The sequence below is a fragment of the Variovorax sp. 10N412 genome (assembly GCF_056394985.1).
Genome location: NZ_JBFTIO010000001.1, coordinates 707,267 through 733,508, shown reverse-complemented (window position 1 = coordinate 733,508; position 26,242 = coordinate 707,267). Strand labels below are relative to the sequence as shown.

Genomic DNA, 26,242 nt, shown 5'->3' with positions numbered 1-26,242 from the left:
TTTTGGACATGGGCAGGGGTTCATTTGGAATTGTCGCTTTGTGTCACTCCTTCTTACACTGGCGCTCTGTTCAATCCACTGAATGAAGGCTCGAATGAAACTCTCCGTCCTGATGGCTTCCCTGGCCGCCGCGGTGCTCTTCACCGCTCCGGCGGCGCAAGCGGCCGACACGCTGGCCAAGATCGCCGAGTCCGGCAAGATCACGCTCGCCTACCGCGAGTCGTCGGTGCCCTTCAGCTACCTGGACGGCCCCAGCAAGCCGATCGGGTTCTCGGTGGAACTCTCCAACGCCGTGGTCGAAGCGGTGAAGAAGAAGCTGAACAAGCCCAACCTGCAGGTCTCGCTGATGGCGGTCACCTCGCAGAACCGCATTCCGCTGATCACCAACGGCACCGTCGACCTGGAGTGCGGCTCCACCACCAACAACAGCGCGCGCGGCAAGGACGTGGCCTTCGCCATCAACCATTTCTATACCGGCACGCGCCTGCTGGTGAAGAAGTCTTCCAGGATCAAGGACTACGCCGACCTCGCGAAGAAGACCGTGGCCAGCACCACCGGCACCACCAACGCGCTGGTCATGCGCAAGTACAACACCGAGAAGAACCTCGGCATGGACATCGTGCTCGGCAAGGACCACGCCGACTCGTTCCTGCTGGTGGAAAGCGACCGCGCCGTGGCCTTCGCCATGGACGACATCCTGCTGTTCGGCCTGATCGCCAACTCCAAGTCGCCGGCCGACTACGAGGTGGTGGGCGAGTCGCTGCAGGTCGAGCCCTACGCCTGCATGCTGCCCAAGGACGATCCGGCCTTCAAGAAGCTGGTGGACGACACCTTCAGCGCCATGATGAAGAGCGGCGAGTTCGAGAAGCTCTACACCAAGTGGTTCATGCAGCCGATTCCGCCCAAGGGCGTGCCGCTCAACCTGCCGATGAGCGACCAGCTGAAGGAAAACCTCAAGGCCCTCAGCGACAAGCCGGCGACTTGAGTTCGCCCCCAGGCCGCGCGCACTTCGTGTCGCCTCGCCTGCCCCCTGCCGGGGGCAATACCTGCGGCCCGGCAAAGCCGGTTCCGCGGTATTCCTGAAACAGAGAAAGATCATGGCTTCGACGAACGTAGTTGGCATCTTGGGGGGCATGGGCCCCGCGGCGGGCGCCGACTTCGTCCGGCTCTTCGTGCAGGCCTGCGCGCAGCAGATGCGCGCGCGCGGCGAGCCGGTGCGCGACCAGTCCTTTCCCGAGCACTGGCTGGCACAGGTGCCGGTGCCCGACCGCACCGACGCGCTGGCATCGGCCGAGCAGGGCGCGCACCAGCCGCTGGAACCGATGCTGCAGGCCCTGGGCCGCCTGGCTGCGCTGGGCAGCCGTGCCGTGGCCATCGCCTGCAACACGGCGCACGCCTGGCATGGCAGCCTGCAGGCGCGTTTTCCGCAGGTCGAGCTGCTGCACATGGCACGCGAAACCGCGCGCCAGCTGGCCGCACAGGGCGCCAGCGACGTGGCGCTGATGGCCACCGAAGGCACCTACCGCGTGCGTCTCTACGAGCAGGCGCTGGCCGAGGCCGGGCTGGGCTGCCACATTCCGTCGGCCGACGAGCGCCGCATCATCACGCGCGGCATCTTCGAAGGCGTGAAGGCCGGCAACATGCCGCTGGCCGCGCAGTGCTTTTCCGACGTGGCGCTGCGGCTGGCCGAGCGCCATGGGCCCGTGACGATCATCATGGGCTGCACCGAAGTGCCGCTGGGCCTTCAGGGCTCGGCCGCGGTGGCCGGGCTGGACCTGGTCGACCCCGCGCAGGTGCTGGCGGCCGCGCTGGCACGCCGTGCGTACGGTTCCCGGGTTTGACACCAAGCCCACCGAATTTCGGGGCATAGGGCCACCGGCGGACTGGGCCTGCATTGCGGCGTGCGTTTTTCTGCACCACGCCCCGTGTGCATCCCCCTTGACACGGTTGATAAGATGAAAGCTGCTCTGGCCAATGGGACTCCGGCGGCCAGGGCATCGAGCTTCGTCGTGTACCCCGAAGCAGGCCACGCATTCCATGCCGACTATCGCCCCAGCCATGTCAAGAGCGCGGCGGACGATGGCTGGCAACGCGCCACGGCCTGGTTCAAAGCCCATGGCGTCGCCTGAACCCGGCGCCCTGTAGCCACCCCCGCCGAAGGCCGTCGAACGACGGCCTTTTCTCTTTTTATGAACGGATCACGGTCCTGAAACAGTTTCAGCGGCCGTCCCTCTTGCGCAAGCAGCTATGAATTTGATAGTTATCATCGCGGCGACCCTGGTCTCCGGCATCGGCAGCGTCTGGCTCGCGGCCCTCCTGTTGAAGGTGGGCGTGCGCAACGGCTCGGGCGGGGTGAACCCGCAGCACCTGCTCAGCCTGGCGGCCGGCGCGCTGCTGGCCACCGCCTTCATGCACCTCTTGCCCGAGGCCTTCGAAAGCCGCATCGAGCCCGCGCTGTTGTTCGGAGTGCTGCTGTTCGGGCTGGTGTTCTTCTTCCTGCTCGACAAGGCCGAGCTGTGGCACCACGGGCATGAGCACCACCACGGCGACGGAAAGAGCGGGCACGAAGGGCGCGACCATGGCCACCACGCCGGTCACGCGCATTCCCATGCGCACGAGCAGGGCCCCCGCACCGGCGGCTGGGCCGTGCTCACCGGCGACAGCGTGCACTGCTTCGGCGACGGCATCCTGATCGCCTCGGCCTTCACCGCCGACATGCGCCTGGGCCTGGTGGCCGCGCTGGCGGTGCTGGCGCACGAAATTCCGCACCACATCGGCGACCTCGTCGTGCTGCGGCAGAGTTCTTCCAACCAGCGCGCCGCGCTGGTGAAGGTGTCGCTTGCCGGCACCATGACCGCGCTAGGCGGCATCGTGGGTTGGTGGCTGGTCGACCAGCTGCACAGCTGGCTGCCTTACTTCCTGGTGCTGGCCGGCAGCAGCTTCGTGTACGTGGCGCTGGCCGACCTGATTCCGCAGCTGCAAAAGCGCCTGCCGGCGCGCCAGACCGCCGCGCAGATCCTGTGGCTGGTCGCGGGCATCGTGCTGGTCACGGCCGTGAGCCGCCTTGCGCACGGCGAGCATGGGCACGAACACGGCCACGACGACCCGGGCCATGGCGAGCACGGCCACGTGCACAAAGACTGACGCGAAAGTTCGACGTCGGCGGGCTGCATGCGCGGCGGGAAACTTTCCGACACCGACGCTGCGTGCCGGATGAGCCGCAACGGCCGAAACAGGCGCACCATAGGGGGCCTGTCAGCAATCAGCCGAGGAACCGATCATGAACAACATCGACGCCACCGCGCGTGCCGCCGCATCGTCCGAGGACGACGAGGAAGACAACACGCCCGCCGATGATTTCGAAGAACCCGAGAACGAAGGCTCCGACGACCTGTCGGAGGAAACCGGCATCGACCTGACGGATGCGAGCGAGCTCGACGCCGACAACGTGCCGGCCGACGAAGAATTCGACCGCGTCATGAACGCCCCCGACTGAAGCGCCTCAGGCCGCGTCCCGCCGCGTGATGACCTGCCCGTTGCGCGCCCCGCTGTGCGCACCGTCGCGCCAGGTCACCGCCCCATTCACGATCACCGCATCGATGCCTTCGGCCGGCTGCGTCGGCGTTTCGTAGTTCGCGGCGTCGCGCACCGTCGCGGCGTTGAAGATCACCACGTCCGCGTGGTGGCCGGGCTTCAGCGTGCCGCGCTCGTGCAGGCCGAAGTTGCGCGCCGTGAGCCCCGTCATCTTCCACACCGCCGTCTCCAGGGGAAACAGCCCGACGTCGCGGCTGTAGTGGCCCAGCACGCGCGGGAAGGTGCCCCACAGGCGCGGGTGCGGCTTGTCGCCCAGCGGAATGCCGTCGGAGCCGATCATGGTCTCGTCGAACGCGAGGATGCGCTGCACGTCGTCCCCGTCCATCATGAAATAGATCGCGCTGCCGGGCTGCAGGCGAACGGCCGCCTCTTCGCCCGACACGCCCCATTCGGCCGCGATGTCCTTCAGGTCGCGCCCCGCGCATTCGGGGTGCGGCTCGCTCGACGCGATGAGCACGCGGCCTTCCATCATCCCGCGGTCGGTGCGGATCATGGTGGAGCCCGCGGTATACGGATAGCAGTCGAGCCCGATGCACTGGTGCTGCATCGCCTCCTTGATAAAGGGCAGCGTCACCTTGGTCTTGCCGAAGTTCTGCGTGTTCTGCACCTTGTGGTGCGACACCACGACCGGAATGTCGAGCGCGCGGCCGATGTGGAATGTTTCTTCCAGCGACTCCATCACGCGGTCGCTTTCGTCTCGCATGTGCGTCACGTACAGCGCCTTGCGCGCGGTGAGGGGGCGGCCGACTTCGATGATCTCCTCGGTGGTGGCCTTCACGGCCGGCGGGTAGAAGGTGCCGGTCGACAGCCCGATGGCGCCGGCCTGCATCGCTTCTTCGACCAGCGCCTGCATGGCGGCGATCTCGGTGTCGTTCGCGGGCCGGTCGAGGTCGGCCATGACCACGGCGCGCAGGGTCGAGTGGCCGACCATGGCCGCCACGTTCACCGACGAGGGCGTGGCGCGCAGCGCGTCGAGGTAGGCGGCGAAGGTCGTGAAGCGGCCTTCCGCGGGCGAGTCGAGCAGGCTCAGCGGCATGGGCAGGTCCATGTCCGTGCGCAGCGGCGCGGCGCTGATGCCGCAGTTGCCGGCCACCACGGTGGTCACCCCCTGCGACACCTTGAACGGCATCTGCGCCTGCGACAGCACGGCCTGGTCGTCGTGCGTGTGCGAGTCGATGAAGCCTGGCGCGACGATGCGGCCGGTGGCGTCGATCGTCTTTTCGGCCGTGTGGCCCGTGAGCTTTCCGATGGCGGCGATGCGCCCACCGGTGATGCCGATATCGGCGTCGAAGCGCGGCGCCTTGGTGCCGTCGATGACGGTGCCGCCGCAAATCAGCAGGTCGTAGTGGGGTGTCTTGTCGGTCATCGGTGAGGTGCTTTCAACGGAAGTGGCAGGCGACCCAATGGCCGCCGCTGGAAGACGAGGGACGTTCGCTCAGCGCGGGTGTCTGCGCCTTGCACACCGCCTGCGCCATCGGGCAGCGTGTGTGAAAGCGGCAGCCCGAAGGCGGATTCGCGGGGCTCGGCGGATCGCCCTGCAGCAGCATGCGGCGCGCCGGCGTGCGCGGGTTGGGCACGGGCACGGCCGACAGCAGAATCTCGGTGTACGGATGCAGCGGCGCGGAGAACAGCGTGTTGCGGTCGGCAATCTCCACGATGTGCCCGAGGTACATCACCGCCACCCGGTGGCTGATGTGGCGCACCACCGCCAGGTCGTGCGCCACGAAAAGGTACGCGATGCCGAACTCCGCCTGCAGGTCCATCAGCAGGTTCACCACCTGCGCCTGCACGGACACGTCGAGCGCGGACACCGGCTCGTCGCACACGATGAGCTTGGGGTTCAGCGCCAGCGCACGCGCAATGCCCAGGCGCTGTCGCTGGCCGCCCGAGAACTCGTGCGGGAATTTCTTCGCGGCCTCGGGCCGCAGACCGACGCGCGAGAACAGCCACTGCACGCGCTCACGCCGCTCGGCCGCCGCGCCCATGCCGAAGTTCTTCAGCGGCTCCGCCACGATGTCGCCCGCTGTCAGGCGCGGGTTCAGCGACGCATACGGGTCCTGGAAGATGATCTGCAGGTCGCGCCGGCGCATGCGCATGTCTTCGGCCGGCAGCGTCAGCAGCTCCTTGCCTTCCAGTTCCACCGAGCCCGAGGTCGGCTCCACCAGCCGCATGACCGACTTGGCCGTGGTCGTCTTGCCGCAGCCCGACTCGCCGACCAGCGACAGCGTCTCGCCGCGCGCGACCGAGAACGACACCCCGTCGACCGCCTGTATCGCCGGCTTGGCCGGCCGCAGCCAGCGCTTGGGCGAGATGTAGTGCTTGCGCAGGTTGCGCACCTGCAGCAGAGGCGTTGCAACGGTCGTCATGCGGCGATCTCCTCGGCACCGGCCCAGTGTTCTTCGACCGCAAAGCAGGCCACCACGTGGTCGCCGCCTTGCTGGGTGAGTTTGGGCGTTTCGGCGCGGCAGCGTTCGCGCGCATGGCTGCAGCGCGCCGCAAAGGCGCAGCCGCGGCCCAGCTCGTGCGCGGCCGGCACCAGCCCCGGAATCTCGGTGAGGCGCGTGCTCGCGGTGTTCATCGCGGGCATCGAGGCCATCAGCGCGCGCGTGTAGGGATGCAGCGGGCGGTCGAACAGGTCGATCACGTCGGCTTCCTCCACCTTCTTGCCGGCGTACATCACCACCACGCGGTCGCAGCTCTCGGCCACCACGCCCAGGTCGTGCGTGATCATCACCACGCCCATGCCCAGCTCCTGCTGCAGCCGCTTGATGAGGTCGAGGATCTGCGCCTGGATGGTCACGTCCAGCGCCGTGGTCGGTTCGTCGGCAATCAGCACCTCGGGGTTGCAGGCCAGGGCCAGGGCGATCATCACGCGCTGGCGCATGCCGCCCGACAACTGGTGCGGGTACTCGTTCACGCGGCGCTCGGGCTCGGGGATCTGCACCACGCGCAGCATCTCGACCGCACGCTGCATCGCATCGGCGCGGCTGGCCTTCTGGTGCAGCTGCACCGTCTCGGCGATCTGCCGGCCCACGGTGAGCACCGGGTTCAGCGAGGTCATCGGCTCCTGGAAGATCATCGAGATGCGGTTGCCGCGAATCTGCCGCATCTCGCGCTCGCTCAGCTGCATCAGGTCGGTGCCGCGCAGCCGCACCGCGCCCATGTGCCGGCCCGGCGGCGTGGGCACCAGCCGCAGGATCGACAGCGCCGTCACGCTCTTGCCGCAGCCCGACTCGCCGACCACGCCCAGCGTGCGGCCCGCGCGAACGGTATAGGAGACACCGTCGACCGATCGCACCACGCCGGCCAGCGTGTGGAAGTGGGTGCGCAGGTTGTCGACCTCGAGCAGCGGCTCGCCGGGGGCGAGGGCGGTGTGGGACATGGTGAGGGTCATGGCGCTTCGCTCACAGTTGACGCGCCAGGCGCGGGTCGAGCGCATCGCGCAGGCCGTCGCCCAGCAGGTTGATGGCCAGCACCGTGGCCGCCAGCAGCAGCCCCGGGTACAGGATGATGTGGAACGCCACGGTCACGAAGTTGCGGCCCTCGGCCATCATGTTTCCCCAGCTCGGCGTTTGCGAGGGCACGCCCACGCCCAGGAACGACAGCGCGGCCTCGGTCAGCACCGCGGCGGCCGCCACGAAGGTGGCCTGCACCACCAGCGGCGCCACGATGTTCGGCAGCACGTGGCGAAGCAGGATCATCGGCAGCCGCGTGCCCACCGCGTGCGCCGCCTCCACGTAGAGCTGCTCGCGCAAGGTGAGCGCCAGCGAGCGCACCAGCCGCACCACGCGCGGGATCTCGGGCACGGTGATGGCGACGATCACCGTCGTCAGGCTGGCGCGCGTCACCGCCATCAGCGCGATGGCCAGCAGGATGCCGGGGATGGCCATGAGCCCGTCCATCACCCGCATGATGGGTCCGTCCGCCCAGCGCACGAAGCCCGACACCAGGCCGAGCGCGACGCCGACGAAGGTGGCCAGCACCGCCACCGCGGCGCCCACGATCATCGACACGCGCCCGCCCCACACCGCGCGGCTGAACACGTCGCGCCCCAGCGCGTCGGTGCCGAACCAGTGCTCGGCCGACGGCGTCTGCATGCGCGCGAGCGGGTCGATGTCCTGCGGGTCGTGCGTGGCGATCCACGGCGCGGCCAGCGACAGCACGGCCACCGCGATGAGCAGCAGCGCGCCGACGATCAGCGTCGGGTGCTTGCGCACCCAGCGCCAGCGCGGCGGCACGAAAGGGGTTTCGTCGTGCACGTCGTCGTGCGTTTCGTCGTTGACGGAGGAAGGAGGCAAGGGAAGTACCGTGGACATGGCGTGGGGTTCTTCAGTAGCTGATGCGCGGGTCGAACAGCCGGTAGCTCAGGTCGATCAGCAGGTTGATCAGCACGTACACGCCCGCCGACAGCAGCAGCACGCTCTGGATCACGGGGTAGTCGTGGCGCTGCACCGAGTCGATCACGAGCCGGCCCACGCCCGGAATGGCGAACACCGTCTCGGTGACCACCACGCCGCCGATCAAGAGCGCAATGCCCGCGCCGATGGTGGTGGCGATGGGAATGGCCGCGTTGCGCAGCGCATGCCCCAGCACCGGCAGCACGCCCAGGCCCTTGGCGCGCGCGGTGCGGATGTAGTCCTCGTGCAGCACCTCGAGCACGGTGGCGCGCGTCATGCGCGTCACCAGCGCGATGTACACCAGCGCCAGGTTCACGCAGGGCAGCACCAGCGAGCGCAGCCACTCGAAGGGGTTCTCGCCGAAGTGCACATAGCCCTGCACCGGAAACCACGGCAGCTGCACCGCGAAGCTGTAGACCAGCAGGTAGCCCACCAGGAACACCGGCACCGAGAAGGCCAGCACCGCGAACAGCATCACCAGCCGGTCGATCCAGCTGCCCGCGCGGTAGGCCGCGAGCGTGCCCAGCGGCACCGCCACCAGCAGCGTGATGAGCATGGTGAGCGCCGCGATCGACACGGTGGGCTCCAGCCGCTGCCCCAGCAGCTGCGTGACCGGCATCTGCGTGAAGATCGAGGTGCCCAGGTCGCCCGTGAACAGCTTGCCCACCCACAGCCCGAACTGCTGCCACAGCGGCAGGTTCAGCCCGAGCGCGGCGCGCAGCTTCTCGATGTCTTCCGTGGTGGCGAGGTCGCCCGCGATGAGCGCGGCCGGGTCGCCCGGTGACAGGTGGATCAGCAGGAACACCACCACGGCCACGACCGCCATGACCGGGAGTGTCGAGAGAAAGCGTCGAAGGATGTAGCCCATGGCGGTGCCCTTGAACTGGGGTGGCTGGCGTTGTGCTGGCGTTGTGCTGGCTTTGGGATTGCGCGAGGGTGCGGCTACTTGTCGAGCATCCAGACCGTCGGCATGCCGGCCCACAGCTTGTCCAGCCCCTTGAGGCTGGCGCGCGCGGCGAACGCGGCCGAGTACTGGCCCGCGTTGATGTACGGCACCGCCTCGTAGGCGCGGGCCTGGAAGGCGTCGAGCAGTTCCTTGCGCTTGGCCGGCACGGTCTCCTTCAGCCAGGCGGTACGCAGCTCGTCCAGCGGCTTGTCGCAGGGCCAGCCGGGCAGCGTGTTGCCGCAGGCCGCGCCCAGGTAGGCGTTGGCGATGGGCGAGTTGGCGTCGAACTCGCCGGCCACGGTGACGTACATGTTCCAGCCGCCCGCGTCGGCCGCGTCGCGCTTGGCGCGGCGCGCGCCGATGGAGGCCCAGTCCATGCTCTGCGCGTCGACGTTCATGCCGATGCTCTTCATGGTCTGCGCGGCCATCAGCGCCTCGGCGTTGAGGTAGGGCACGTCGCTGGGCACCATCAGCACCACCTTCTCGCCCTTGTAGCCGGCGTCTGCGAGCATCTTCTTCGCCTTGGCCACGTCGGCCTTGCGGTAGGGCTCGGCGCCGGCGGCCGTGTCGTTCGGGCTGCCGCAGATGAAGTAGGTGGCGCAGTAGGCCATGCGCATGTCCAGCGGAAAGCCCATGGCCGCCACGAAGCGTTCCTGGCTCACGGCCTGCAGCAGCGCCTGGCGCACTTTCGGGTTGTCGAAGGGCGGGTGCAGCTGGTTCATCACCAGGAAGCCTTGGTAGGTGCCGAAGGCGCCGATCTTCACGCCGGCGTCGGTGCGCAGCGGTGCGATGTAGTCGGGCGGCAGTTGCTCGATGAGGTCGACCTCGCCGCGCTTGAGCGCGGACACCGCGCTGTTGGCGTCGGGCAGGTAGAGCCATTCGACGCGGTCGAAGGTGGTCTTCTTGCTGCCGGCCAGGCCACTGGGCGGCTCGCTGCGCGCCACGTAGTTCGGGTTGCGCACGAACACCGTCTTGTTGCCCGGCACCCATTCGTCGCGCTTGAAGATGAAGGGGCCCGAGCCGATGACCTCGGTGAGCGGTGAGGTGGCGGGCAGCTTGGCGATGCGCTCCGGCAGGATCACCGGCGGAAAGCCCGAGGGCTTGGCCAGCGCGTCGAGCACCATGCCGAAGGGCTCGTTGAGCGTGAGCGTGAAGCTGCGCGCGTCGGTGGCCTTCCATTCGGCGCCCACGGCCGTCATGGCGCGGCCCAGGCTGTCGCGCGCGGCCCAGCGCTGCAGCGAGGCCACGGCGTCGGCCGAGGTCACGGCGGTGCCGTCGGAAAACTTCAGGCCCGGGCGCAGCGTGAAGCTCCACTGCTTGCCGTCCTTCGAGGTGGTGTATTTCTCGACCATCTGCGGCTGCGGCTTGCCCGTGGCGTCCTGCGCGAACAGCGTGTCGTACACCATGTGGCCGAAGTTGCGCGAAATGTAGGCCGTGGTGAAGGTCGGGTCGAGGATCTTCAGGTCGGCGTGCGCCACCACCTTCAGGGTCTTGGGCGGTGTCTGGGCGAGCGCCGGGAGGCTCAGGGCGCAAGCCGCTGAAAGGGTCAGGGCAACCATCGCGGCATGGGCGGCAAGCGTTCGTCGTTTCATCGTCGGATCTCCGGTCGGTGGGGCGAAAAGAAAAAAAGAACCAGGGCAAGAAGGAACTCAGGCCGCCACGCCGATCGGCCACTTGGGCAGGCGTGCCTTGCGGTAGGGCAGGGTCGTCAGGTCCAGCGTCACGGCGCCCGGGGCGCCCGCGTAGATCACGTGCTTTGCCACCTTCGAGTACGACGCGTAGAAGTGTTGCGACGACTTGACGACGACGATCTTCTTCGCGGCCAGGTCGCAACCCAGCTGGGTGAACAGGTCGGTGCCCATGGCCTGGTTGCGCCGCGTGATCAGCACGATCTCGATGCCGTCGACCTCGACCAGCGCGCAGTCGCCCATCGCCGTGGGCGTGTTCGACAGGCCGGTCATCACCAGGTCGTGCTGCAGCGCCTTCACCGTGCAGGCCAGGTCCAGCGGGTCGCCCGAGAGCGGGCTGATCTTGCCGCCAATGCGCATCTGCAGCTTGGCGCCCACGCCCGCGTCGAAGGCGATGCGCACCGCAATCGGGTCCCACATGGGGCCGAGCGCTGCGTTGGTGATGCCGCGCTCCAGCATGCGGCGCAGGATGAAGGTGGCGTCGCTCGCCGCGCCGCCGCCGGGGTTGTCGGCACCGTCGGCCAGCACCACCGGGCCGCCGTCGAAGGCCAGCGCCTCGTCGAGCGAAGCGTCGATGCCCGGGTAGTTCACCGTGAGGCCGTCGCGCATGGCGATCACCTCGTCGGCCAGCTGGCGCGCGAGTGCGTCGGCCTTCGCCTGGTCGCCGTCGGTGTACACGAGCACCTTGGTGCCCATCTCGGGCACGTCGCCCCACGAGAAGCCGTGCGTGAGCGAGACCGAAAGCACGCCGTCTTTCCCCTCCAGCGCCTGCATGCGCTGCACGAAGCTGCGCGCCGGTTCGCGCGAGGTGTGCACGGTGACGATGATGTCGCAGTCCACCATCGCGGCCACGGGCTTGACCTTGCCTTCGACCGCCGCTGCGCAGATGTCGACCAGCTCCAGCCCGCGTTCGAGCACGTCGGTGTGCGGGTACTCCTTGAACGAGACCATCACGTTCGCGTTGTCCACCATCGCGGGCGTGAGGTGGTTGTGCGGGTCGAGCTCCGCGCCCACGATGACGTCGGGCCCGACGATCTGCCGCACCCGCACCAGCATGTCGCCTTCGCAGTCGTCGTAGCCGTCGGCCACCATCGCGCCGTGCAGGCCGAGCAGCACCATGTCGACCGGCAGGGCCGCGCGCAGGTCGTCCAGCATTTCGTCGCGCAGCGTCTCGTACGCATGGCGCGTGGTGATGCCGCTGGGCTGCGCGCCCGCGACCATGCCTTCGAGCAGCGTCCAGCCCTTTTCCTTGCCGCGGATGCGCGCGGCCCACAGCGGGCCCGAGTAGATCGTCAATGCATCGGGATGCTGGCCGGCGGGAAAGTAGCCGCGGTCCTTGAAGGAGGCGATGCCGGTGGGCATCGGGCCGAAAGTGTTGGTTTCGGTGGCAAGGGAGGCACTGAAGACACGCATGGAGGGCTCTCGTGATGTTTGTTTTTTGTGAACGCTCAGCCGGCGGTGGCCGCGCGCAGGCGCTGCGGACCCAGCATCTCGGCCGTGAGACCGAAGCCGGCGATGCGCTCGGGCAGCGGCAGTCCGCGTGCCAACGCCGCGCAGGCCTCGCCCATGGCGGCCGAGGTCTGGATGCCGTAGCCGCCTTGCGCCGCCACCCAGAAGAAGCCGGGCGCGCCAGGCTCGAAGCCGCCGACGAGGTCGCCATCGGGCACGAAGGAGCGCAGGCCGGCCCAGGTGCGCGTGGGGCGGCGGATGGTGAGCGTGGTCGCCTCCTCGATGCGGTGCATGGCGATGGCGATGTCCATCTCCTCGGGCTGGATGTCCTGCGGCTCGACCGGGTCGGCGTTGGCCGGCGAGCCGAGCAGCATGCCGGCGTCGGGCTTGATGTACCAGCCCTCGTCGGCGCCGAACACCATGGGCCAGTGCGCCACGTTGGCGCCGCTTTCGCCTTCGGGCGGCGAGAAGATGAAGGCCGAGCGGCGGCGCGGCTCGATGCCCAGCGGCGGCACGCCCGCCATGCGCGCGACGGCGTCGACCCAGGCGCCCGCCGCGTTCAGCACCACCGGGGCCTCGTACACGGCGCCGCCGGCCGTCACGCGCCAGAGCTCGCCCGCACGCTCGATGGCCGTCACGCCCGCATCGCACACCAGCTTGCCGCCGGCCCTGCGCATGCCGCGCAGGTAGCCCTGGTGGATGGCGTGCACGTCCATGTCGGCCGCGTCGGGTTCGTACACCGCGCCCAGTACCTGGTCGGGGCGCAGCACCGGCACCATCTCGCGCGCCTGCTCACCGCTCAGGCGCGAGGCGCCGGTGTCCATGGCGCGCAGCACCTCCCAGTGGGCTTCGAGCTCGGCCATGTGCCCGGCGCCCGCGACCATCATGGCGCCGCGCGGCGTGAGCAGCGGGTGTTCCGCGAAGCCTTCGGGCGGGTGTTCGAGAAAGGCGCGGCTCGCCATGGTGAGGGCGCGCACCTGCTGCGTGCCGTAGCTTTCCATGAACAGGGCGGCCGAGCGGCCGGTGGAGTGGTAGCCGGGTTGGGACTCGCGCTCGAGCAGGATCACGCGGGCATGCGGTGCCAGCCAGTGGGCCGCCGAAGCCCCGGCAATGCCGCCGCCGATCACGAGGAAGTCGGCCACGATGGGTGTGGGTGTTGGAGAAGTCATCGGCGAAAAGTGTAGGAACAATTTTGCGGATACGCAAATCAAATCAGAGGCTCCGAGGGGAAACCATGGTGCACCACGCCGGTGAAATTTGCGTTCACGCAATTTGCGCATACGCAATTTCTGCGCCCGCGTTGAGCGGGTCGCCAGCAATGGCGCGCGCCGGACTGGCAGAATCTGCCTGCACCACCAGAGAAAGACGCGCGTGAATCCACACACAGGGACCAAGCCGGCAACCAGGCCCAAGGAGCAGCCGCCCACCCTGGACCGCACCACATTCGGCCATCGCCTGCGCACCGCGCGCAAGCGTTTCGGCTGGACGCTGGCGGAGCTGGCCGAGCGCTCGGGCGTGTCGATCACCACCATCTCGCGCGCCGAGCGCGGGCAACTGGCGCTGGGCTACGAGAACTTCACGGCGCTGGGCCGCGCGCTCGACATGGACATGAACGCGATGTTCGCGGGCGCCGGCGTCAAGCCCGCGCAGTTCGACGGGCCGGTGGTCACGCGCGCGGGCAAGGGCGTGGTGTACCGCGGCCTGGCCATCGCCTACGAGTTCCTGGGCACCACGGCGGCGGGCAAGCAGATGAGCCCGATCGTCGGCACCGTGCATGCGCGGCAGGTGCACGGGCCGGAAGACTTCGTGCGGCACGCGGGCGAAGAGTTCGCCTATGTGCTGTCGGGCGAGATCGACGTGCACTTCGACAACGGCGAGGTGGTGCGCCTGGGGCGCGGCGACTCGCTGTACTTCGACAGCCGCCTGGGCCATGCGTACGTGAGCGTGAGCCGGCAGTTGGCGCGCATCATCGGCATGACGATCGGCGAGAGCGAGCACATGCAGTCCGCGCGCGAGGCGCCTGCGCTGAAGCCGGTGCGCAAGCTGGCGGCGCCGAAGAAAGTGCCGAAGAACGCGCCGAAGAACGCGCCGCGCGGCGGCAAGGGCTGAGCTGGCGCCTTCGCTTCAGCCGCAGCCGAACACGCAGGCGAAGGCCGCGCTATCCGGGGGCTGTTTCCGCCATCCGAGCTGCCTGCGCGACCAGCTCCCGCATCCATGCGTGACCCACGTCGTGCTCGTCGCGCCCGTGCCAGACCGCACGCGTGACCGACGTCGCAACTGCGTACGGCGGTTGTCGGCGAACCAGATCGCCGCTTTTCGTGAGCGCCACGGCCAGGGACGCGGGCACGACGGAGAGCATGTGGCTGTCGCGAAGCAGCGCGGGAATGGCGAGCGAGTGCGGGACGGTGACCCTGGAACGCGGCACCTCCTTCGACTCGAGGAGCGCCTCCTCCAGCGCATGCCTGTCGAACATCTCCGACTGGCGTGCGAGGCCGCGTTCGACGATGAAGCCCCCCACCGCACCTTCCTCCTCCCCGCCGACGGACAGCGTGACGAGGGGGTACTTCGCCAGGTCGCGCAGCGTCAGCTTCCTGCGGGAAGCGGGGTGTCCCTTGCGCATCAGGATGGCCTCGCCCTGGGACATCAGCGTTCGTGAGTTCAGGCGAGGCGGGATCTGCGAAAAGATGCCGATCGCCAGGTCGATGCGCCCCAGGTCGATCTGTTCGGCCAGGTCCAGGCGCGTGGAAGGCCGGATGACGAGCTCCACCCCCGGTGCGACCTTTTGCAGCTCGCGGGACAAGGGCGCGACGATCACGGCAGTCACGTGATCGTTCGCCGCGAGGACGAAGCGCCGCCTGGATTTCTCGGGAGAAAACGGCTCCACGCCGAGCACGACGTCGATGCGGCGCAGCGAGTCCCGCACGCCCGGCGCCATCGCCGTTGCACGGCCGGTCGGCACCATGCCCTTTCCGGTGCGCATGAAGAGTTCGTCGCCGACGAGCTCGCGCAACCTGCGCAGCGCATGGCTGACCGCGGACGGCGTCAGGCTGAGGCGCTTGCCCGCCAGGAGCAGGCTGCGGTCCTCGTAGACGGCCTCGAACACCTTCAGCAGGTTCAGGTCGACACGACCGATGCTCATGATCTCGCTCCACAAGTTGAACCGCGTGCATTATGAAACTGCAAATACATCAGTTCCATTCATTTCACGCATCGCCCATGATCGCGTTCAGTCATTCAGCTGGAGACGAAACCATGAAGGCCGATACCCTCATCCACACGCAGGAGGCGCTGATCGAGCGCTGCATCCCCTTCCTCGATGAAGTGAAGGACATGACCGCCGGCAGCGCGGTCGAACGCTGGTTGAACCAGAAGTACGGGCCGCAAAGCGAGCTTTACCAGGCCTTGTCCGTCCTGGTGAGGGCGGGCGTGGCGGACGGATGGGCAGCGAACGTCGAGATCGACGGCCCGGGCTATCGCCGCAGCCGCATCGCCGAGCCCTCCGAGCGCACGCGCTACTTCAGCATCACGGCTGTCTACATGGACAGCGCCGGGAACAGGCAGGGTCATTCCGACCGTCGGCTCCGCGGGCAATACCACGGCCATCCCTATGGCGAGTTCAACATGGTCGTGCCGATGAATGCCGGCGCCGCGCTGAACGGGCCGAACGGCTGGAGCACCGGCGGCTGGACCGCACCGGCGCCAGGCAGCCACCACTACCCCGAAGCCAGGGGCGGCGCCGTGATCGCGCTGTTCTTCCTGCCCTCCGGCCGGATCTCGTACCACGACGCACCACAGGAGTGACCCATGGACCTCACGGCAACGGAATGGCCACAGGAGGCGATCGCGAGATGCGTCGCCACCGTCGTGCGCTCGCGCCGCTCGGTGCGTGCCTTCAAGGCGCAGCCGCTGCGCCGGGAACTCGTGGAAGAGATCCTGGAAGATGCGGCATGCGCCCCGAGCGGCGCCAACATCCAGCCCTGGCGGGTGTACGCCGTCAGCGGCGACAAGAAGGACGAATTGGCCGACGCCCTGGTCCGCGCTTCCCGCGCCGGAGCCGTCCCTGCGCCCGCGCACTTCCCCGAGCCGTTGCCGGACGTGTACCGCGCGAGGCTGACGGATTTCGGAGGGCGCTACTACGCTTCGCTCGGCATCGATCGCAGCGACGCCGAGGCGCGCACTCGCCAGACCGAGCGCAACTACGCGTTCTTCGACGCGCCGGTCGGTCTGATCTTCAGCATCGACCGCAGATTGAAGCCGCACAGCTGGATCGACCTCGGCCTGTTCGCGCAGACCGTGATGATCGCGGCGAAGGCGCGTGGCGTCGACACCTGCCCGCAGGTTGCCTTCGCACAGTTCCACGACGTGATCGCCTCGCACCTGCACATGGCGGCGGATGAGGTGACCGTCTTCGGCATGTCCATGGGCTACGGCGACCCGCAGGCCGAGGTGAACCAGACAAGGATGCCGCGGCAGCGCGTGCAGGACTTCACGCGACTCTTCGGGTTTTCGCCATGACTTCGCGGCAAGCCGCATGTACGCCGTGTACGCCGCGTACGCCGCGTACGCCGTGTCCGGACAGTGGATTCAGCAATCGGAGAACACCATGATGCTCAAGGAAATCCAGGGGGTGCGCATCCCCGACAGCAAGATCGCGCGCGAAGCGACCCAGCTCATTCGCGACACCGAGGGCGATCTGCTCTTCCACCACTCGCTGCGGGTGTATTGCTGGGGCGGCCTGACGGGTCGCCGCACGGGGTTGAAGTTCGACCCCGAACTGCTCTACGCGGCTTGCATGTTCCACGACATCGGCCTCACCGCGCGCTACCAGACCAGCCCGCTGCGCTTCGAGGTGGACGGCGCGAACGCCGCACGCGATTTCCTGCAGGGGCACGGCATCGCCGCGAGCGACATCGAGACGGTCTGGAACGCCGTCGCGCTGCACACCACGCCCGGCATACCGCAGTTCATGCGTCCCGAGATTGCCCTGTTGCAGGCGGGGGCGGGCATGGACGTGGCGGGCCGCGGCTACGAACATTTCACGGATGCGCAGCGCGAGGCCGTGGTCGCGGCCTTTCCGAGAGAGGCCGACTTCCAGCACGGCATCATCGACGCCTTCTACCAAGGCATGAAGCACCGCCCCGACAGCACTTTCGGCACGTTCAACGATGACGTGCTGGCGTTCAAGGATCCAGCCTTTCGGCGGACCGACATGTGCAGCATCATCCTCGGGTCGAGCTGGACGCGCGCTAGCACCCACCACGGCCCGGGAGGCTGCGGTCACCACGGGTAGCGCCCGCCGACGCAATGCCCGCCCGCGCCACCTGCGAAGCGCGGCTGGCCGCGCCCGACCTGCGCGTCAAGATCATCGTGACGGCGGCGTCACAGGCCGCGCAGCCGGACCTTATTGAGGTTGTTGTCCGGGTTCGCCCGGGCGGCCCGGAGGACGCCTTTGCTGAGCGGCGGCTGCAGCGGCCGCCAGGCGCTGTTGCTGCTGGGCCTGCTGTTGCTGCGCTTGTTGTTGCTGGTGCTGCTGTTGTTGCTGCGCCTGTTGCTGTTGGCGCTGCACCTGCTGTTGCTGCTGCTGGGCCTGCTGCTGCACGCGCTGCTGGGCTTGTGCCTGTTGTTGCGCCATGGCGGCCTGCTGCTGCTGGCGTTGCTGCTGCATCGCCTGTTGCTGCTGTTGCTGTTGCGCCCTTGCCGCCTGCTGTGCTTGCTGGGCCTGTTGTTGCGCCTGCTGCTGTTGGCGCATCTGTTCCTGCTGGGCCTGTTGTTGCTGCCGCGCCTGGTTCTGCACCTGCTGTTGCTGCGCCTGCTGCTGTTGCTGCTGCTGTGCCTGTTGCTGTGCACGCTGCTGGGCCTGCTGCTGTTGGTCGCGCGCCTGTTGCTGACCCTGTTGCTGCTGCGCCTGCTGCCGGCGCGACTGCTCCGCCTGGGCTTGTTGCTGCTGTGCCTGTTGCTGCGCGCGCTGCTGGGCCTGCTGCTGTTGATCACGTGCCTGTTGCTGACCCTGTTGTTGTTGCTGCGCTTGCTGCCGGCGTGACTGCTCCGCCTGGGCTTGTTGTTGCTGCGCTTGTTGCTGCGCGCGCTGCTGTTGCTCACGCGCCTGTTGCTGCTCTTGCTGCGGATTGCCGCCGCGCGGTTGTTGCGCCTGCTGGGCTTGCTGCATCTGCTGCTGTGCGTCCTGCTGTTGGCGCTGCTGCATTTGTGCCTGTCGCGCTTGCTGCTGTTGATCGCGCGCCTGCTGCTGCTGCACCTGCAATTGCCGGGCTTGTTGCTGAGCTTGCTGCTGCTGGGCTTGCTGCTGTTGCTGCTGAGCGCGTTGCTGGGCTTGTTGTTGTTGAGCTTGCGCCTGTGCCTGCTGCTGCGCGATCACCGCTTGCTGCTGTTGTTGCTGCTGTTGTTGCTGCTGACGCTGCTGTTGCTGCTGGGCCAGCTGCGCCTGTTGCTGTTGCGCCTGCTGTTGCTGCGCGAAGGCCGGCCCCGCCGCGAAGTTGGGCGGCATGCCGCCGCGTGCGCCGCCGTTGTTGTTGTAGACGGTGCGCTCGTTCACGTTGTTGACCACGGTGGTCGAGCGCGACACGTAGGTGCTGTTGTTGTAGACCACGGCCGGCCGTGCGAAGGCCGGCGGCGCGCCACGGTCGCGATCACGGTCACGACCGCGCGGACCACCCCAGTTCACGTTCCAGGAGTTCCAGCCCCAGCCATGCCGCTCGAGCGCGCTGCCCACGACCACCCCGGCGCCGAACGCAAGCGCGCCCGCCGCGGCCAGCTGGCCGCCGCTGTAGCCTTGGGCCACCTGCACCGGCGGCGCATACGCATAGCCGGGATACACCGGCTCGGACGCGCCGTAGATCACCTGCGGGTCATAGGCCGGCACGTACACCAGGTCGGGCTGAACCGGCTCGATGGTGATGTACTGCGGCGGCGGCTCGATCACGGCCGGGCCGCCGTACACCGGCTGCATGTCGGGCGACGGTGCGTAGTTCTGCGGTGCCGAGGCGCTGGCCACACGCAGCTTGTCGTTGTTCTTCAGCCGGCCTGCCTTCGAGGCGCGCTGGCGCATGACCTGGATCGCGTTCATCACGTCCGCCGGGTCGTTGTAGTAGGCCTGCCCGAGTGCCGTGGTCCACGGGATGTTGCCCGCCAGCTGGTCGACCACCGAGCGGAAGGCGGTGAGCGACTTCACGCTCGGGTCCCAGGCCTGCTGGTTGGCCGCGTCGGCCAGCGGGCCGGCCTTCAGGTTGCGGTTCTGACCGAGCCAGTCGTGCGCGGCGGTGATCTGTTCGGGATAGGTGGCGCCCGCCAGAACCTGGGCCACCAGCTTGTCGGGGTAGAGCGCGATGGGGGCGACCAGCTGGTAGAGCTGTTCGGCCGAGGGCGGCGTGTAGGCCACGGGCGTGGGCGCCGCGGGAGCGGCTGCCGGTGTCTGCGGCACCGAGGGCGCGGGCATCGAGGTCGCCGGGTCGGCAGCCGCTGCGGGCGTGCCGGGGGTCTTGTCGCAGCCTGCGAGCACGAGCGCGCTGATGCACAGCGAGATCGTCAGCAGGCGAGGGGCGAAGTTGTTGTTTGTCATCGGAGTTCCATGAGGACGCCGGCGTCGGGCCCGGAACTCTTTCAACGGTGCTCGGCGGCAGGCGATGACAAAGCCTGCGCCGTGGATGCAACCGACTGTGTCGGCGATGCGCCGTCAACGCTGTCGGCGTACAGCCACAAGGCGCGAGGCCAAGGGCTGCAGGGCCTTGGCCTTACTTGGCGCCGCCGGTGTACTTGGTGACGTTGGCGGCGCTCACGTGATAGCCGCTCACGCCCATCATCGAATCGTTGCGCAGGGTCTGCAGCTTGCCGGTGACCCACACGGTGTCCATGGCGCGGAACTTGGCGCCCTTTTGCGGCACCACGTGCAGGATCTGGTTGGCCGGCGGCGGCGGGGTGTGGATGCAGGCGCCGAAGTAGGGCACCAGCAGGAACTCGGTGACCTCGCCCTTGGCCTCTTCGAGCGGCACGATGAAGCCCGGGATCTTCACTTCCACGCCGTTCATCGACGGGTTGGTCGGTGCGTTGTTCGACACCTCCTGCATCTTCATGAGCAGCTCGTTGGCGCGCGGGTCGCCGTCGTCCAGCGCGCTCAGGTCCATGCCCTTGAACTCCTTGGCCGGGTCCCAGTCCTTGGGCACCAGCTCTTCCCAGGTGATCTGGCGCGCCTGGCCCGCGGCGGGCTTGGCGGCGGCTGCAGGGGCTGCCGCCTTGCCGCCCAGCGGGTTGGTGGCGGTGGTGTCCTTGGGGGAGGGCTCGGCGGCCCAGGCGGCAGCGGCGAGGCCGGCGCCGGCAATCAGCATTGAAAGCCGTGTGAAAGCTTTGGAGGAGTTCGATGCGTTTGCGATGTGCATGGTTCAGATCCTCGGCGAGAGGCCGTCGGCAAGAGAGAGGCGGTAGGCGCGGATGCCGGGCAGCAGGCTTGCCAGCCATCCGGCGGCCAGCAGGCTTGCCATCAGCAGCCATTCGTTCAGTGTAGGTTCGGAAAGGCTCAGTGTCAGCCCGAATTGCGCCTGCAGCCATGGCGAGAGCAGGGCAATGCCCAGCACCGCCATCACCACGCCGAAGGCCACGCCCAGCACGGTGACCATGGCGCCTTCGAGCGCAAGCAGGGCCAGCACGTGGCGCAGGCCCGCGCCCACGGCGCGCAGCACGGCGAGTTCGCGGCGGCGTTCGTTCAGGCCGGCCATCACGACCGACACCAGCCCGGCCAGGCTCACCAGCGCGACCAGCGCGGACATCAGCAGCAGCGCGTTCTCGCCGATGCCGATCACGCTCCACAGCTCGTCGAGTGCCACGCCGGGCAGGATGGCCATGAGCGGCTCGCCGGTGTAGGTGGAGATCCAGCGTTGCACGCCGAACACCGCCGCGCGGTTCTTCAGGCCCACCAGCGCGGCCGTCACGTTCTTAGGCGTGAGGTCGAACTTGCGCACCTGCTCGGCCGGAATGTGCACGCCCGGCATCGGCGCGCCGCCCACCCACTCGAGGTGAATGGCTTCCATGGCGGCCAGGCCGATGTGCACGGTGCGGTCGACCGGCGTGCCGGTGCGCGCGAGCACGCCGACCACGGTGAAGGGCTTGTCCGCATGCTCGGCCACGTTGAGCTCGCCGCTGCCGTGTGCCAGCGTGATCTTCTGGCCCACGTGGTAGCCGAGCTTGTCGGCCACCTCGGCACCCACCACCGCGTCGAACAGTTCGCTGAAGGGCTTGCCTTCGCGCATCTTCAGCAGTTGCTTGTCGCCGTAGCGAAAGCGCGTGAAGTACTCGGGCGACGTGGCCAGCACCGCGAAGCCGCGGTGCGAGTCGCCCAGCGACAGCGGCACCACCCAGTCGACACCCGGGTGCGCCTGCAGCGCCTGCACGCTCTTCCACGAGATGTTATTGGTGGCCGCGCCGATGCGGAACACCGAGTACAGCAGCAGCTGCGTGGAGCCGGTGCGCGCGCCCACGATCAGGTCGGTGCCCGAGACGGACGAAGCGAAGTTCTCGCGCAGCTCGGTGCGGATGCGCTCCACACCCAGCAGCAGGAAGGTCGACAGCGCAATGGAGAACACGGTGAGCGCGAGCGTGAAGCGCCGGTTCCATGCGCTGCGCCAGGCAATCGAGAAGAGCGCCTTCATGCGTCCACCGCCATGGCGCTCGTTGCTGCGCGGTTGATCTCGGGCAGCAGCACGTGCCGCGCAAAGCGCTGCGCGATGCGCTGGTCGTGGCTCACGAAGACGAGCGCGCTGCGGTTCTCCACGCAGGCGGTGAGCAGCACGTCGAGGAAGGCTTCGCGCCGGTCTTCGTCGAGCGCCGAGGTGGGCTCGTCGGCAATCACCACTTCGGGCTGGCCGATGAGCGCGCGCGCCGCGGCCACGCGCTGCTGCTGGCCCACGGACAGTTGCAGCGCCTGGCGCTTCCACAGGTTGCGGTCCAGGCCCATCTGGTCGAGCAGGTGCTCGGCGGCCTCGCGCGAACTGCCGTTGCGCGCGGCCTGCGCCTCACGTCTTGCCGAGAAGCGGCAGGGCAGCAGCACGTTGTCGAGCACGCTCAGGTAAGGCAGCAGGTTGAACTGCTGGAAGATGTAGCCCACGTGCGCCACACGGCTGCGGTCGCGCGCGGCGCCCGAGAGCTTGGACCAGTCGTGGCCCAGCAGCGTGACGCGCCCTTCGTCGGCCACCAGCACGCCGGCCAGCAGCGACAGCAGCGTGCTCTTGCCGCAGCCGCTCGGGCCGTGCAGGAACACCGACTCGCCGGCGGCGATGCGGAAGGCCTCGATGTCGATGCACGGCGTCTTCACGCCGGGCCATGTGAAGCGCAGCGCTTCGGCGGCGAGCACGACGCGCAGGGGCGACGTCTCGGCTGTCACAGCCTCGGGGACGGTGCTCACAGTGTCACTTGCCCCAGCTCAGGCGGGCGGGCTGCGCGGCCTGCGCGCCGGCCGGGCGCTTCAGCTGGCGCTTGAACTGGCCTTGTGCGGAGGCGATCTGCGAGTCGATCTGGCGCAGGCCCTTGAACGCGGTGAACAGGTTCACGTCGATGAACCTCGCGGCGGCCGCGCTGGTGCAGTTGAAGGAGAAGGTGGCGTCCAGATCGGCATGGCCGGCGGGCTCGCTGGGGTCGGGGTTGCCCAGGCCCAGCGCGCCGGAACGCAGGTCGACCGGGCCGAGCTTGCAGTTGGCGGCCGGGTCGACGATGAAGAGCTTGTCGGCCGCGCGCAGCTGGGCAACGGCTTCTTCGACGGCCTTCTTCTCGGCGTCGGTCTTCGGGGCACGTTCGAAGCCGACGATGTTGTCCAGCGGGGACTCCATGTCGATCACCACCGTGGGGCCGTCGATGGCCACGTCGAGCTTGAGCTGGCCGTGCACGTGGGCGTGCTGCTGCTGGGCCTGTGCGGAGAGGAACGGGGCGGCCGCGAACCATGCGGCGGCCAGGGCGAGACCGGTGGTGCGTCGAAGGGTGCGGACTCGTCGATTCGTCAATGTCATGGTTGCGCGCCTTGCCGGGTCGGCAGCCCCGGCGTGTTGCTCCATTCGCTCCAGCTGCCGGCATAGAGCGCGGTCGTCCCCAGCCCCGCGATCTGCATGGCGAGCAGGTTGGGCACGGCGCTCACGCCGCTGCCGCACTGGTGGACAACGCTCGCCGCATCGCGCCCCGCGAGCAGCGACTCGAACTCGGCACGCAATTGCGATGCCGGCTTGAACTTGCCGTCGGGACCGAGGTTCTCGGCGAAGGGCCGGTTGAGGGCCCCGGGGATGTGACCGGCAATCGGGTCCAGAGGTTCCACCTCGCCGCGGTAACGTGCACCGGCGCGCGCATCGATCAGGCTCTGGTCAAGCTGGCCGAGCCGGCGCACCACGGTGTCGGTGGTGACCAGCTTCGCAAGCGGCTCGCCCGTGACGAAGTTCGACTGGAAGCGCGCGGGCTCCTCGCGGCTGGTGACCTCGCCGCCCGCGGCCTGCCAGGCCTGCAGGCCGCCGTCGAGCACGGCCACGGCGTCGTGGCCCATCCACTTGAGCATCCACCACAGGCGCCCGCAGTAGTTGGCGCAGTTGCGGTCGTACACCACGGCCTGCATGCCATTGGCGAAGCCGATGCTGGAGAGCCATTGCGCGAACTTCTCGCGGCTGGGCAGCGGGTGGCGCCCGCCCGAGGCGGGCACGCCGTCTTCCTGCGCCACGACCACTTCGCCGTGCGCGCCGGGCACGCCGTGCCTGGCGCTCAGGTCGGTGTCGAGGTTGGCGTAGTGCGCGCCCGGGATGTGCGCAGCGGCATATTGCTGCGCGCCCGATTCGGGCTTCATGAGGTCGAAGGTGCAGTCGAACACCATGAAGGGGGTGTCGCCTGCCTGCAGCTGCTGGAGTTGTTCGACGCTGATGAGGGTGGTGTACATGTCGTGTGTCCTTCGCTGGTCGATGCGCGCAAGGCGCGGGGGTCAATGTTCTTCCGCCGGCGTGTCGATGGTCCTCGGCTGGCGTGTCAGTGTTCCTCGGCTGGCGCCTTGGGCACCGCCCGCTGTCGCAACACAGTTGCAGCAATGCCGCTGGCGATGATAAGGGCCATGCCGCCCCAGCCGGCCGCGTCGATGCGGTCGTCGAACAGCACCACGCTGTAGAACGCCGCGAAGACGATGCCCGAGTACTGCAGGTTGGCGACGACCAGTGTGCCGGCCTGGGTCTTGGCGGTGGCGTAGGCGCGTGTCATGCAGAGTTGTCCGAGGGCCGCCAGCAGGCCGATCGGCAGCAGCCACAGCGCATGCTGCCATGTCCACGAACTGCCGCCCGAAAACCCGGTGGCCGCCGTGGCAAAGGCCCCGGCCACGGCCGAGCCAACCGCAAAGTAGAAGACCGTGCGCAGCTCGGGCTCGCCGATGCGCGACAGGGCCACCACCTGCATGTAGGCGAAGGCGGCCGTCAGGCCCGACAGCAGGCCCAGCATGCCTGCGAAGCCTTCGTTGCCGTTGACCGTGGGCTTGAGCATGAGCACCACGCCCACGAAGCCCGCGAGCACGGTCATCGCCAGCATGCCTTGCAGCGGCGGGCGTTCCACGCGGCCGTCGCGCCCGGGCACGGGCACCCAGGCCAGCAGCGCGCCACCGATGAGAAAGGCCGCGACCCACACGCTGCTCATGTAGTTGAGCGTGACGGCGGTGGCCAGCGGCAGGTGGGCAATGGCATAGAACCACGCGCCCAGCGAGATCACGCCGATGGTGCTCCGCCAGGCGTGCATGCCCGGGTACTGCGTGGCGAGCGCCACGCCGCGGTTGCGGGCCAGCAGCCAGAGGAACACGATGCCGATGAGACCGCGCCCCAGCACCATTTCGCCGCTGTTGAACCACGCCGAGGCGATCTTCACGACCACGCTCATCGTGGCGAACAAAAAGGCGCCGAGCACCATCCAGAGCGCTTGCATCGTCTCTACTTCATGAAAGGGGAAAAACGTGCCCGGGTTGCCCCGGGACTTGCCGGATGGTGCCTCGCTGCGGGCAGCAAGGCGGCCGTCACGCGGTGGTGTCTTGCATGGCCACGCGGTACCACTCGTGGAACTGCTGCATGCCGTCTTCCATGGGGCTCTGGTACGGGCCGGTCTCGTTGTCGCCGCGCAGCATGAGCGCGCGGCGCCCGGCGTCCATGCGCTCGGCGATCTCGTCGTCTTCCACGCAGGTTTCCATGTAGGCGGCCTGCTGGGCTTCGACGAACTCGCGCTCGAAGGCGACGATTTCCTCGGGGTAGAAGAACTCGACCATGTTGAGCGTCTTCGTCGGGCTCACGGGGTGCAGGGTCGACACCGTGAGCACGTGCGGGTACCACTCGACCATCACGTGCGGGTAGTAGGTGAGCCAGATGGCGCCGTACTTGGGCGGCTTGCCGTCGCGGTACTTGAGCAACTGCTCCTGCCACTTCTGGTAGACCGGACTGCCCGCGCGGCCCAGGCGGTTGGCCACGCCCACCGTCTGCACCGAATAACGCGGCTTGAACTCCCAGCGCAGGTCGTCGCAGGTGACGAAGCTGCCCAGGCCCGGGTGGAACGGGCCCACGTGGTAGTCCTCCAGGTAGACCTCGATGAAGGTCTTCCAGTTGTAGTTGCACTCGTGCAGCTCGACGCGGTCGAGCGCGTAGCCCGAGAAGTCGAGGTCGGCCTGGGGGCCCAGGCCCGCCATGTCGGCCGCCACGTCGGGGCCCGAACCGTCGGCGTTCTTTTCGAACAGAAGACCATTCCATTCGGTGAGCGGGTAGTTGTGCAGGTTCAGGCAGGGGTCCCGATCGAAATGCGGGGCGCCGATCAGCGTGCCGGTGGTGCGCGCGTCGCTCGCAGCGTAGGTCCAGCGGTGCAGCGGGCAGACGATGTTGCCGCCGGTCTGGTTGTCGAGCTGGCCGCGGCCGCGAAGGATCAGGGCCTGGCGGTGGCGGCAGACGTTGGAGATCAGCTCCACGCCCTTGGGCGTGTGCACGAGCGCGCGGCCCTGGTGTTCCTGGGGCAAGGTGTGGAAATTGCCCATTTCGGGCACGGCCAGGCGATGGCCGACGTAGCGGGGCCCTCGCGCAAAAAGGTTCTGCATTTCGCGGGCATACAGGGCCTCGTCGAAATACGCGGAAACTGGAAGTTGGCTCGTGGCCTGCTGCAGTTGAAGACTTAAATCAGACATGGAGGAC

The 26,242-nt window shown here is 68.2% G+C and carries 25 protein-coding genes and 1 pseudogene; 9 read left to right on the top strand and 17 right to left on the bottom strand.

Annotated elements, in window-relative coordinates; genetic code table 11:
- Positions 1 to 94: 94 nt before the first annotated feature.
- The 5 genes and pseudogenes from AC1DJH_RS03720 to AC1DJH_RS03700 all read left to right on the top strand — a co-directional run bounded on the left by AC1DJH_RS03720 (position 95) and on the right by AC1DJH_RS03700 (position 3,496).
- Positions 95 to 985, top strand: coding sequence for a transporter substrate-binding domain-containing protein (locus AC1DJH_RS03720; RefSeq protein ID WP_478184748.1), 891 nt, complete (start codon positions 95 to 97; stop codon positions 983 to 985).
- 112 nt (positions 986 to 1,097) lie between these two features.
- Positions 1,098 to 1,841 carry an aspartate/glutamate racemase family protein gene (locus AC1DJH_RS03715; protein ID WP_435483177.1) on the top strand — a complete coding sequence of 248 codons (744 nt, stop codon included), beginning with the start codon at positions 1,098 to 1,100 and terminating at the stop codon, positions 1,839 to 1,841.
- Positions 1,842 to 1,931: 90 nt separating this feature from the next.
- Positions 1,932 to 2,129, top strand: a pseudogene (locus tag AC1DJH_RS03710) (dienelactone hydrolase family protein); the annotation flags it as partial.
- 118 nt (positions 2,130 to 2,247) lie between these two features.
- A complete protein-coding gene (locus AC1DJH_RS03705) occupies positions 2,248 to 3,144 on the top strand; it encodes a ZIP family metal transporter (protein WP_478184747.1) in 897 nt (298 codons plus the stop codon).
- A gap of 136 nt (positions 3,145 to 3,280) precedes the next feature.
- The gene (locus AC1DJH_RS03700) at positions 3,281 to 3,496 is read left to right on the top strand and encodes a hypothetical protein (RefSeq protein WP_435483179.1); all 216 of its coding nucleotides are present in this window, start codon (positions 3,281 to 3,283) and stop codon (positions 3,494 to 3,496) included.
- A gap of 6 nt (positions 3,497 to 3,502) precedes the next feature.
- Here AC1DJH_RS03700 and AC1DJH_RS03695 read toward each other — a convergent pair whose 3' ends face one another.
- The 8 genes from AC1DJH_RS03695 to AC1DJH_RS03660 all read right to left on the bottom strand — a co-directional run bounded on the left by AC1DJH_RS03695 (position 3,503) and on the right by AC1DJH_RS03660 (position 13,243).
- Positions 3,503 to 4,960, bottom strand: a complete 1,458-nt coding sequence (locus AC1DJH_RS03695; protein WP_478184746.1) for an N-acyl-D-amino-acid deacylase family protein — start codon at positions 4,958 to 4,960, stop codon at positions 3,503 to 3,505.
- A gap of 13 nt (positions 4,961 to 4,973) precedes the next feature.
- A complete protein-coding gene (locus AC1DJH_RS03690) occupies positions 4,974 to 5,960 on the bottom strand; it encodes an ABC transporter ATP-binding protein (RefSeq protein ID WP_435483181.1) in 987 nt (328 codons plus the stop codon).
- Complete coding sequence (locus tag AC1DJH_RS03685) at positions 5,957 to 6,988, bottom strand: ABC transporter ATP-binding protein (protein ID WP_478184745.1); 1,032 nt, start codon at positions 6,986 to 6,988, stop codon at positions 5,957 to 5,959. The genes AC1DJH_RS03690 and AC1DJH_RS03685 overlap by 4 nt, the downstream gene beginning before the upstream one ends.
- Positions 6,989 to 6,998: 10 nt before the next feature.
- Positions 6,999 to 7,910: an ABC transporter permease gene (locus tag AC1DJH_RS03680; protein ID WP_478184744.1), complete on the bottom strand. Its 912-nt coding sequence runs from the start codon at positions 7,908 to 7,910 to the stop codon at positions 6,999 to 7,001.
- Between the two features lie 13 nt (positions 7,911 to 7,923).
- Positions 7,924 to 8,859, bottom strand: coding sequence for an ABC transporter permease (locus AC1DJH_RS03675; RefSeq protein WP_435483183.1), 936 nt, complete (start codon positions 8,857 to 8,859; stop codon positions 7,924 to 7,926).
- A 74-nt stretch (positions 8,860 to 8,933) separates the two neighbouring features.
- On the bottom strand, positions 8,934 to 10,529 hold the full coding sequence (locus tag AC1DJH_RS03670) for an ABC transporter substrate-binding protein (RefSeq protein WP_478184743.1): 1,596 nt from the start codon (positions 10,527 to 10,529) through the stop codon (positions 8,934 to 8,936).
- A gap of 57 nt (positions 10,530 to 10,586) precedes the next feature.
- Entirely contained in the window at positions 10,587 to 12,038 is a 1,452-nt protein-coding gene (locus tag AC1DJH_RS03665; protein WP_478184742.1) for a M81 family metallopeptidase, read from the bottom strand.
- A gap of 35 nt (positions 12,039 to 12,073) precedes the next feature.
- Positions 12,074 to 13,243, bottom strand: a complete 1,170-nt coding sequence (locus tag AC1DJH_RS03660) for an NAD(P)/FAD-dependent oxidoreductase (protein WP_478184741.1) — start codon at positions 13,241 to 13,243, stop codon at positions 12,074 to 12,076.
- A 202-nt stretch (positions 13,244 to 13,445) separates the two neighbouring features.
- On the opposite strand from AC1DJH_RS03660, the gene AC1DJH_RS03655 reads away from it, so the two are divergent.
- On the top strand, positions 13,446 to 14,183 hold the full coding sequence (locus AC1DJH_RS03655) for a helix-turn-helix domain-containing protein (protein ID WP_478184740.1): 738 nt from the start codon (positions 13,446 to 13,448) through the stop codon (positions 14,181 to 14,183).
- Positions 14,184 to 14,232: 49 nt separating this feature from the next.
- On the opposite strand, the gene AC1DJH_RS03650 is transcribed toward AC1DJH_RS03655, so the two are convergent.
- Positions 14,233 to 15,213 (bottom strand): LysR family transcriptional regulator, encoded by a 981-nt coding sequence (locus tag AC1DJH_RS03650; RefSeq protein ID WP_478184739.1) that lies wholly within the window; start codon positions 15,211 to 15,213, stop codon positions 14,233 to 14,235.
- Positions 15,214 to 15,326: 113 nt separating this feature from the next.
- Between AC1DJH_RS03650 and AC1DJH_RS03645 the strand changes: the two genes are divergently transcribed.
- The 3 genes from AC1DJH_RS03645 to AC1DJH_RS03635 all read left to right on the top strand — a co-directional run bounded on the left by AC1DJH_RS03645 (position 15,327) and on the right by AC1DJH_RS03635 (position 17,364).
- The gene (locus AC1DJH_RS03645) at positions 15,327 to 15,875 is read left to right on the top strand and encodes a 4-hydroxylaminobenzoate lyase (RefSeq protein WP_478184738.1); all 549 of its coding nucleotides are present in this window, start codon (positions 15,327 to 15,329) and stop codon (positions 15,873 to 15,875) included.
- A 3-nt stretch (positions 15,876 to 15,878) separates the two neighbouring features.
- A complete protein-coding gene (locus tag AC1DJH_RS03640; protein ID WP_478184737.1) occupies positions 15,879 to 16,589 on the top strand; it encodes a nitroreductase in 711 nt (236 codons plus the stop codon).
- Positions 16,590 to 16,680: 91 nt separating this feature from the next.
- Positions 16,681 to 17,364 carry an HD domain-containing protein gene (locus AC1DJH_RS03635; RefSeq protein WP_478184990.1) on the top strand — a complete coding sequence of 228 codons (684 nt, stop codon included), beginning with the start codon at positions 16,681 to 16,683 and terminating at the stop codon, positions 17,362 to 17,364.
- 111 nt (positions 17,365 to 17,475) lie between these two features.
- Here the strand turns inward: AC1DJH_RS03635 and AC1DJH_RS03630 are convergent, their stop codons facing one another.
- From AC1DJH_RS03630 to AC1DJH_RS03595, 8 genes are all read right to left on the bottom strand, one after another.
- Positions 17,476 to 19,647, bottom strand: coding sequence for a DUF3300 domain-containing protein (locus AC1DJH_RS03630; RefSeq protein ID WP_478184736.1), 2,172 nt, complete (start codon positions 19,645 to 19,647; stop codon positions 17,476 to 17,478).
- Between the two features lie 172 nt (positions 19,648 to 19,819).
- Complete coding sequence (locus tag AC1DJH_RS03625; RefSeq protein WP_478184735.1) at positions 19,820 to 20,461, bottom strand: DUF3299 domain-containing protein; 642 nt, start codon at positions 20,459 to 20,461, stop codon at positions 19,820 to 19,822.
- Between the two features lie 3 nt (positions 20,462 to 20,464).
- Complete coding sequence (locus AC1DJH_RS03620) at positions 20,465 to 21,727, bottom strand: ABC transporter permease (protein WP_472117918.1); 1,263 nt, start codon at positions 21,725 to 21,727, stop codon at positions 20,465 to 20,467.
- The gene (locus AC1DJH_RS03615) at positions 21,724 to 22,479 is read right to left on the bottom strand and encodes an ABC transporter ATP-binding protein (protein ID WP_435483204.1); all 756 of its coding nucleotides are present in this window, start codon (positions 22,477 to 22,479) and stop codon (positions 21,724 to 21,726) included. Before AC1DJH_RS03615 ends, AC1DJH_RS03620 begins: the two co-directional genes overlap by 4 nt.
- Positions 22,480 to 22,483: 4 nt before the next feature.
- Positions 22,484 to 23,077 carry a DUF2796 domain-containing protein gene (locus AC1DJH_RS03610; RefSeq protein ID WP_478184734.1) on the bottom strand — a complete coding sequence of 198 codons (594 nt, stop codon included), beginning with the start codon at positions 23,075 to 23,077 and terminating at the stop codon, positions 22,484 to 22,486.
- A complete protein-coding gene (locus AC1DJH_RS03605; protein WP_478184733.1) occupies positions 23,074 to 23,982 on the bottom strand; it encodes a sulfurtransferase in 909 nt (302 codons plus the stop codon). The genes AC1DJH_RS03610 and AC1DJH_RS03605 overlap by 4 nt, the downstream gene beginning before the upstream one ends.
- An 86-nt stretch (positions 23,983 to 24,068) precedes the next feature.
- Positions 24,069 to 25,001 (bottom strand): DMT family transporter, encoded by a 933-nt coding sequence (locus AC1DJH_RS03600; RefSeq protein ID WP_478184732.1) that lies wholly within the window; start codon positions 24,999 to 25,001, stop codon positions 24,069 to 24,071.
- A gap of 88 nt (positions 25,002 to 25,089) precedes the next feature.
- A complete protein-coding gene (locus AC1DJH_RS03595) occupies positions 25,090 to 26,235 on the bottom strand; it encodes an aromatic ring-hydroxylating oxygenase subunit alpha (RefSeq protein WP_435483208.1) in 1,146 nt (381 codons plus the stop codon).
- Positions 26,236 to 26,242 lie beyond the last annotated feature (7 nt).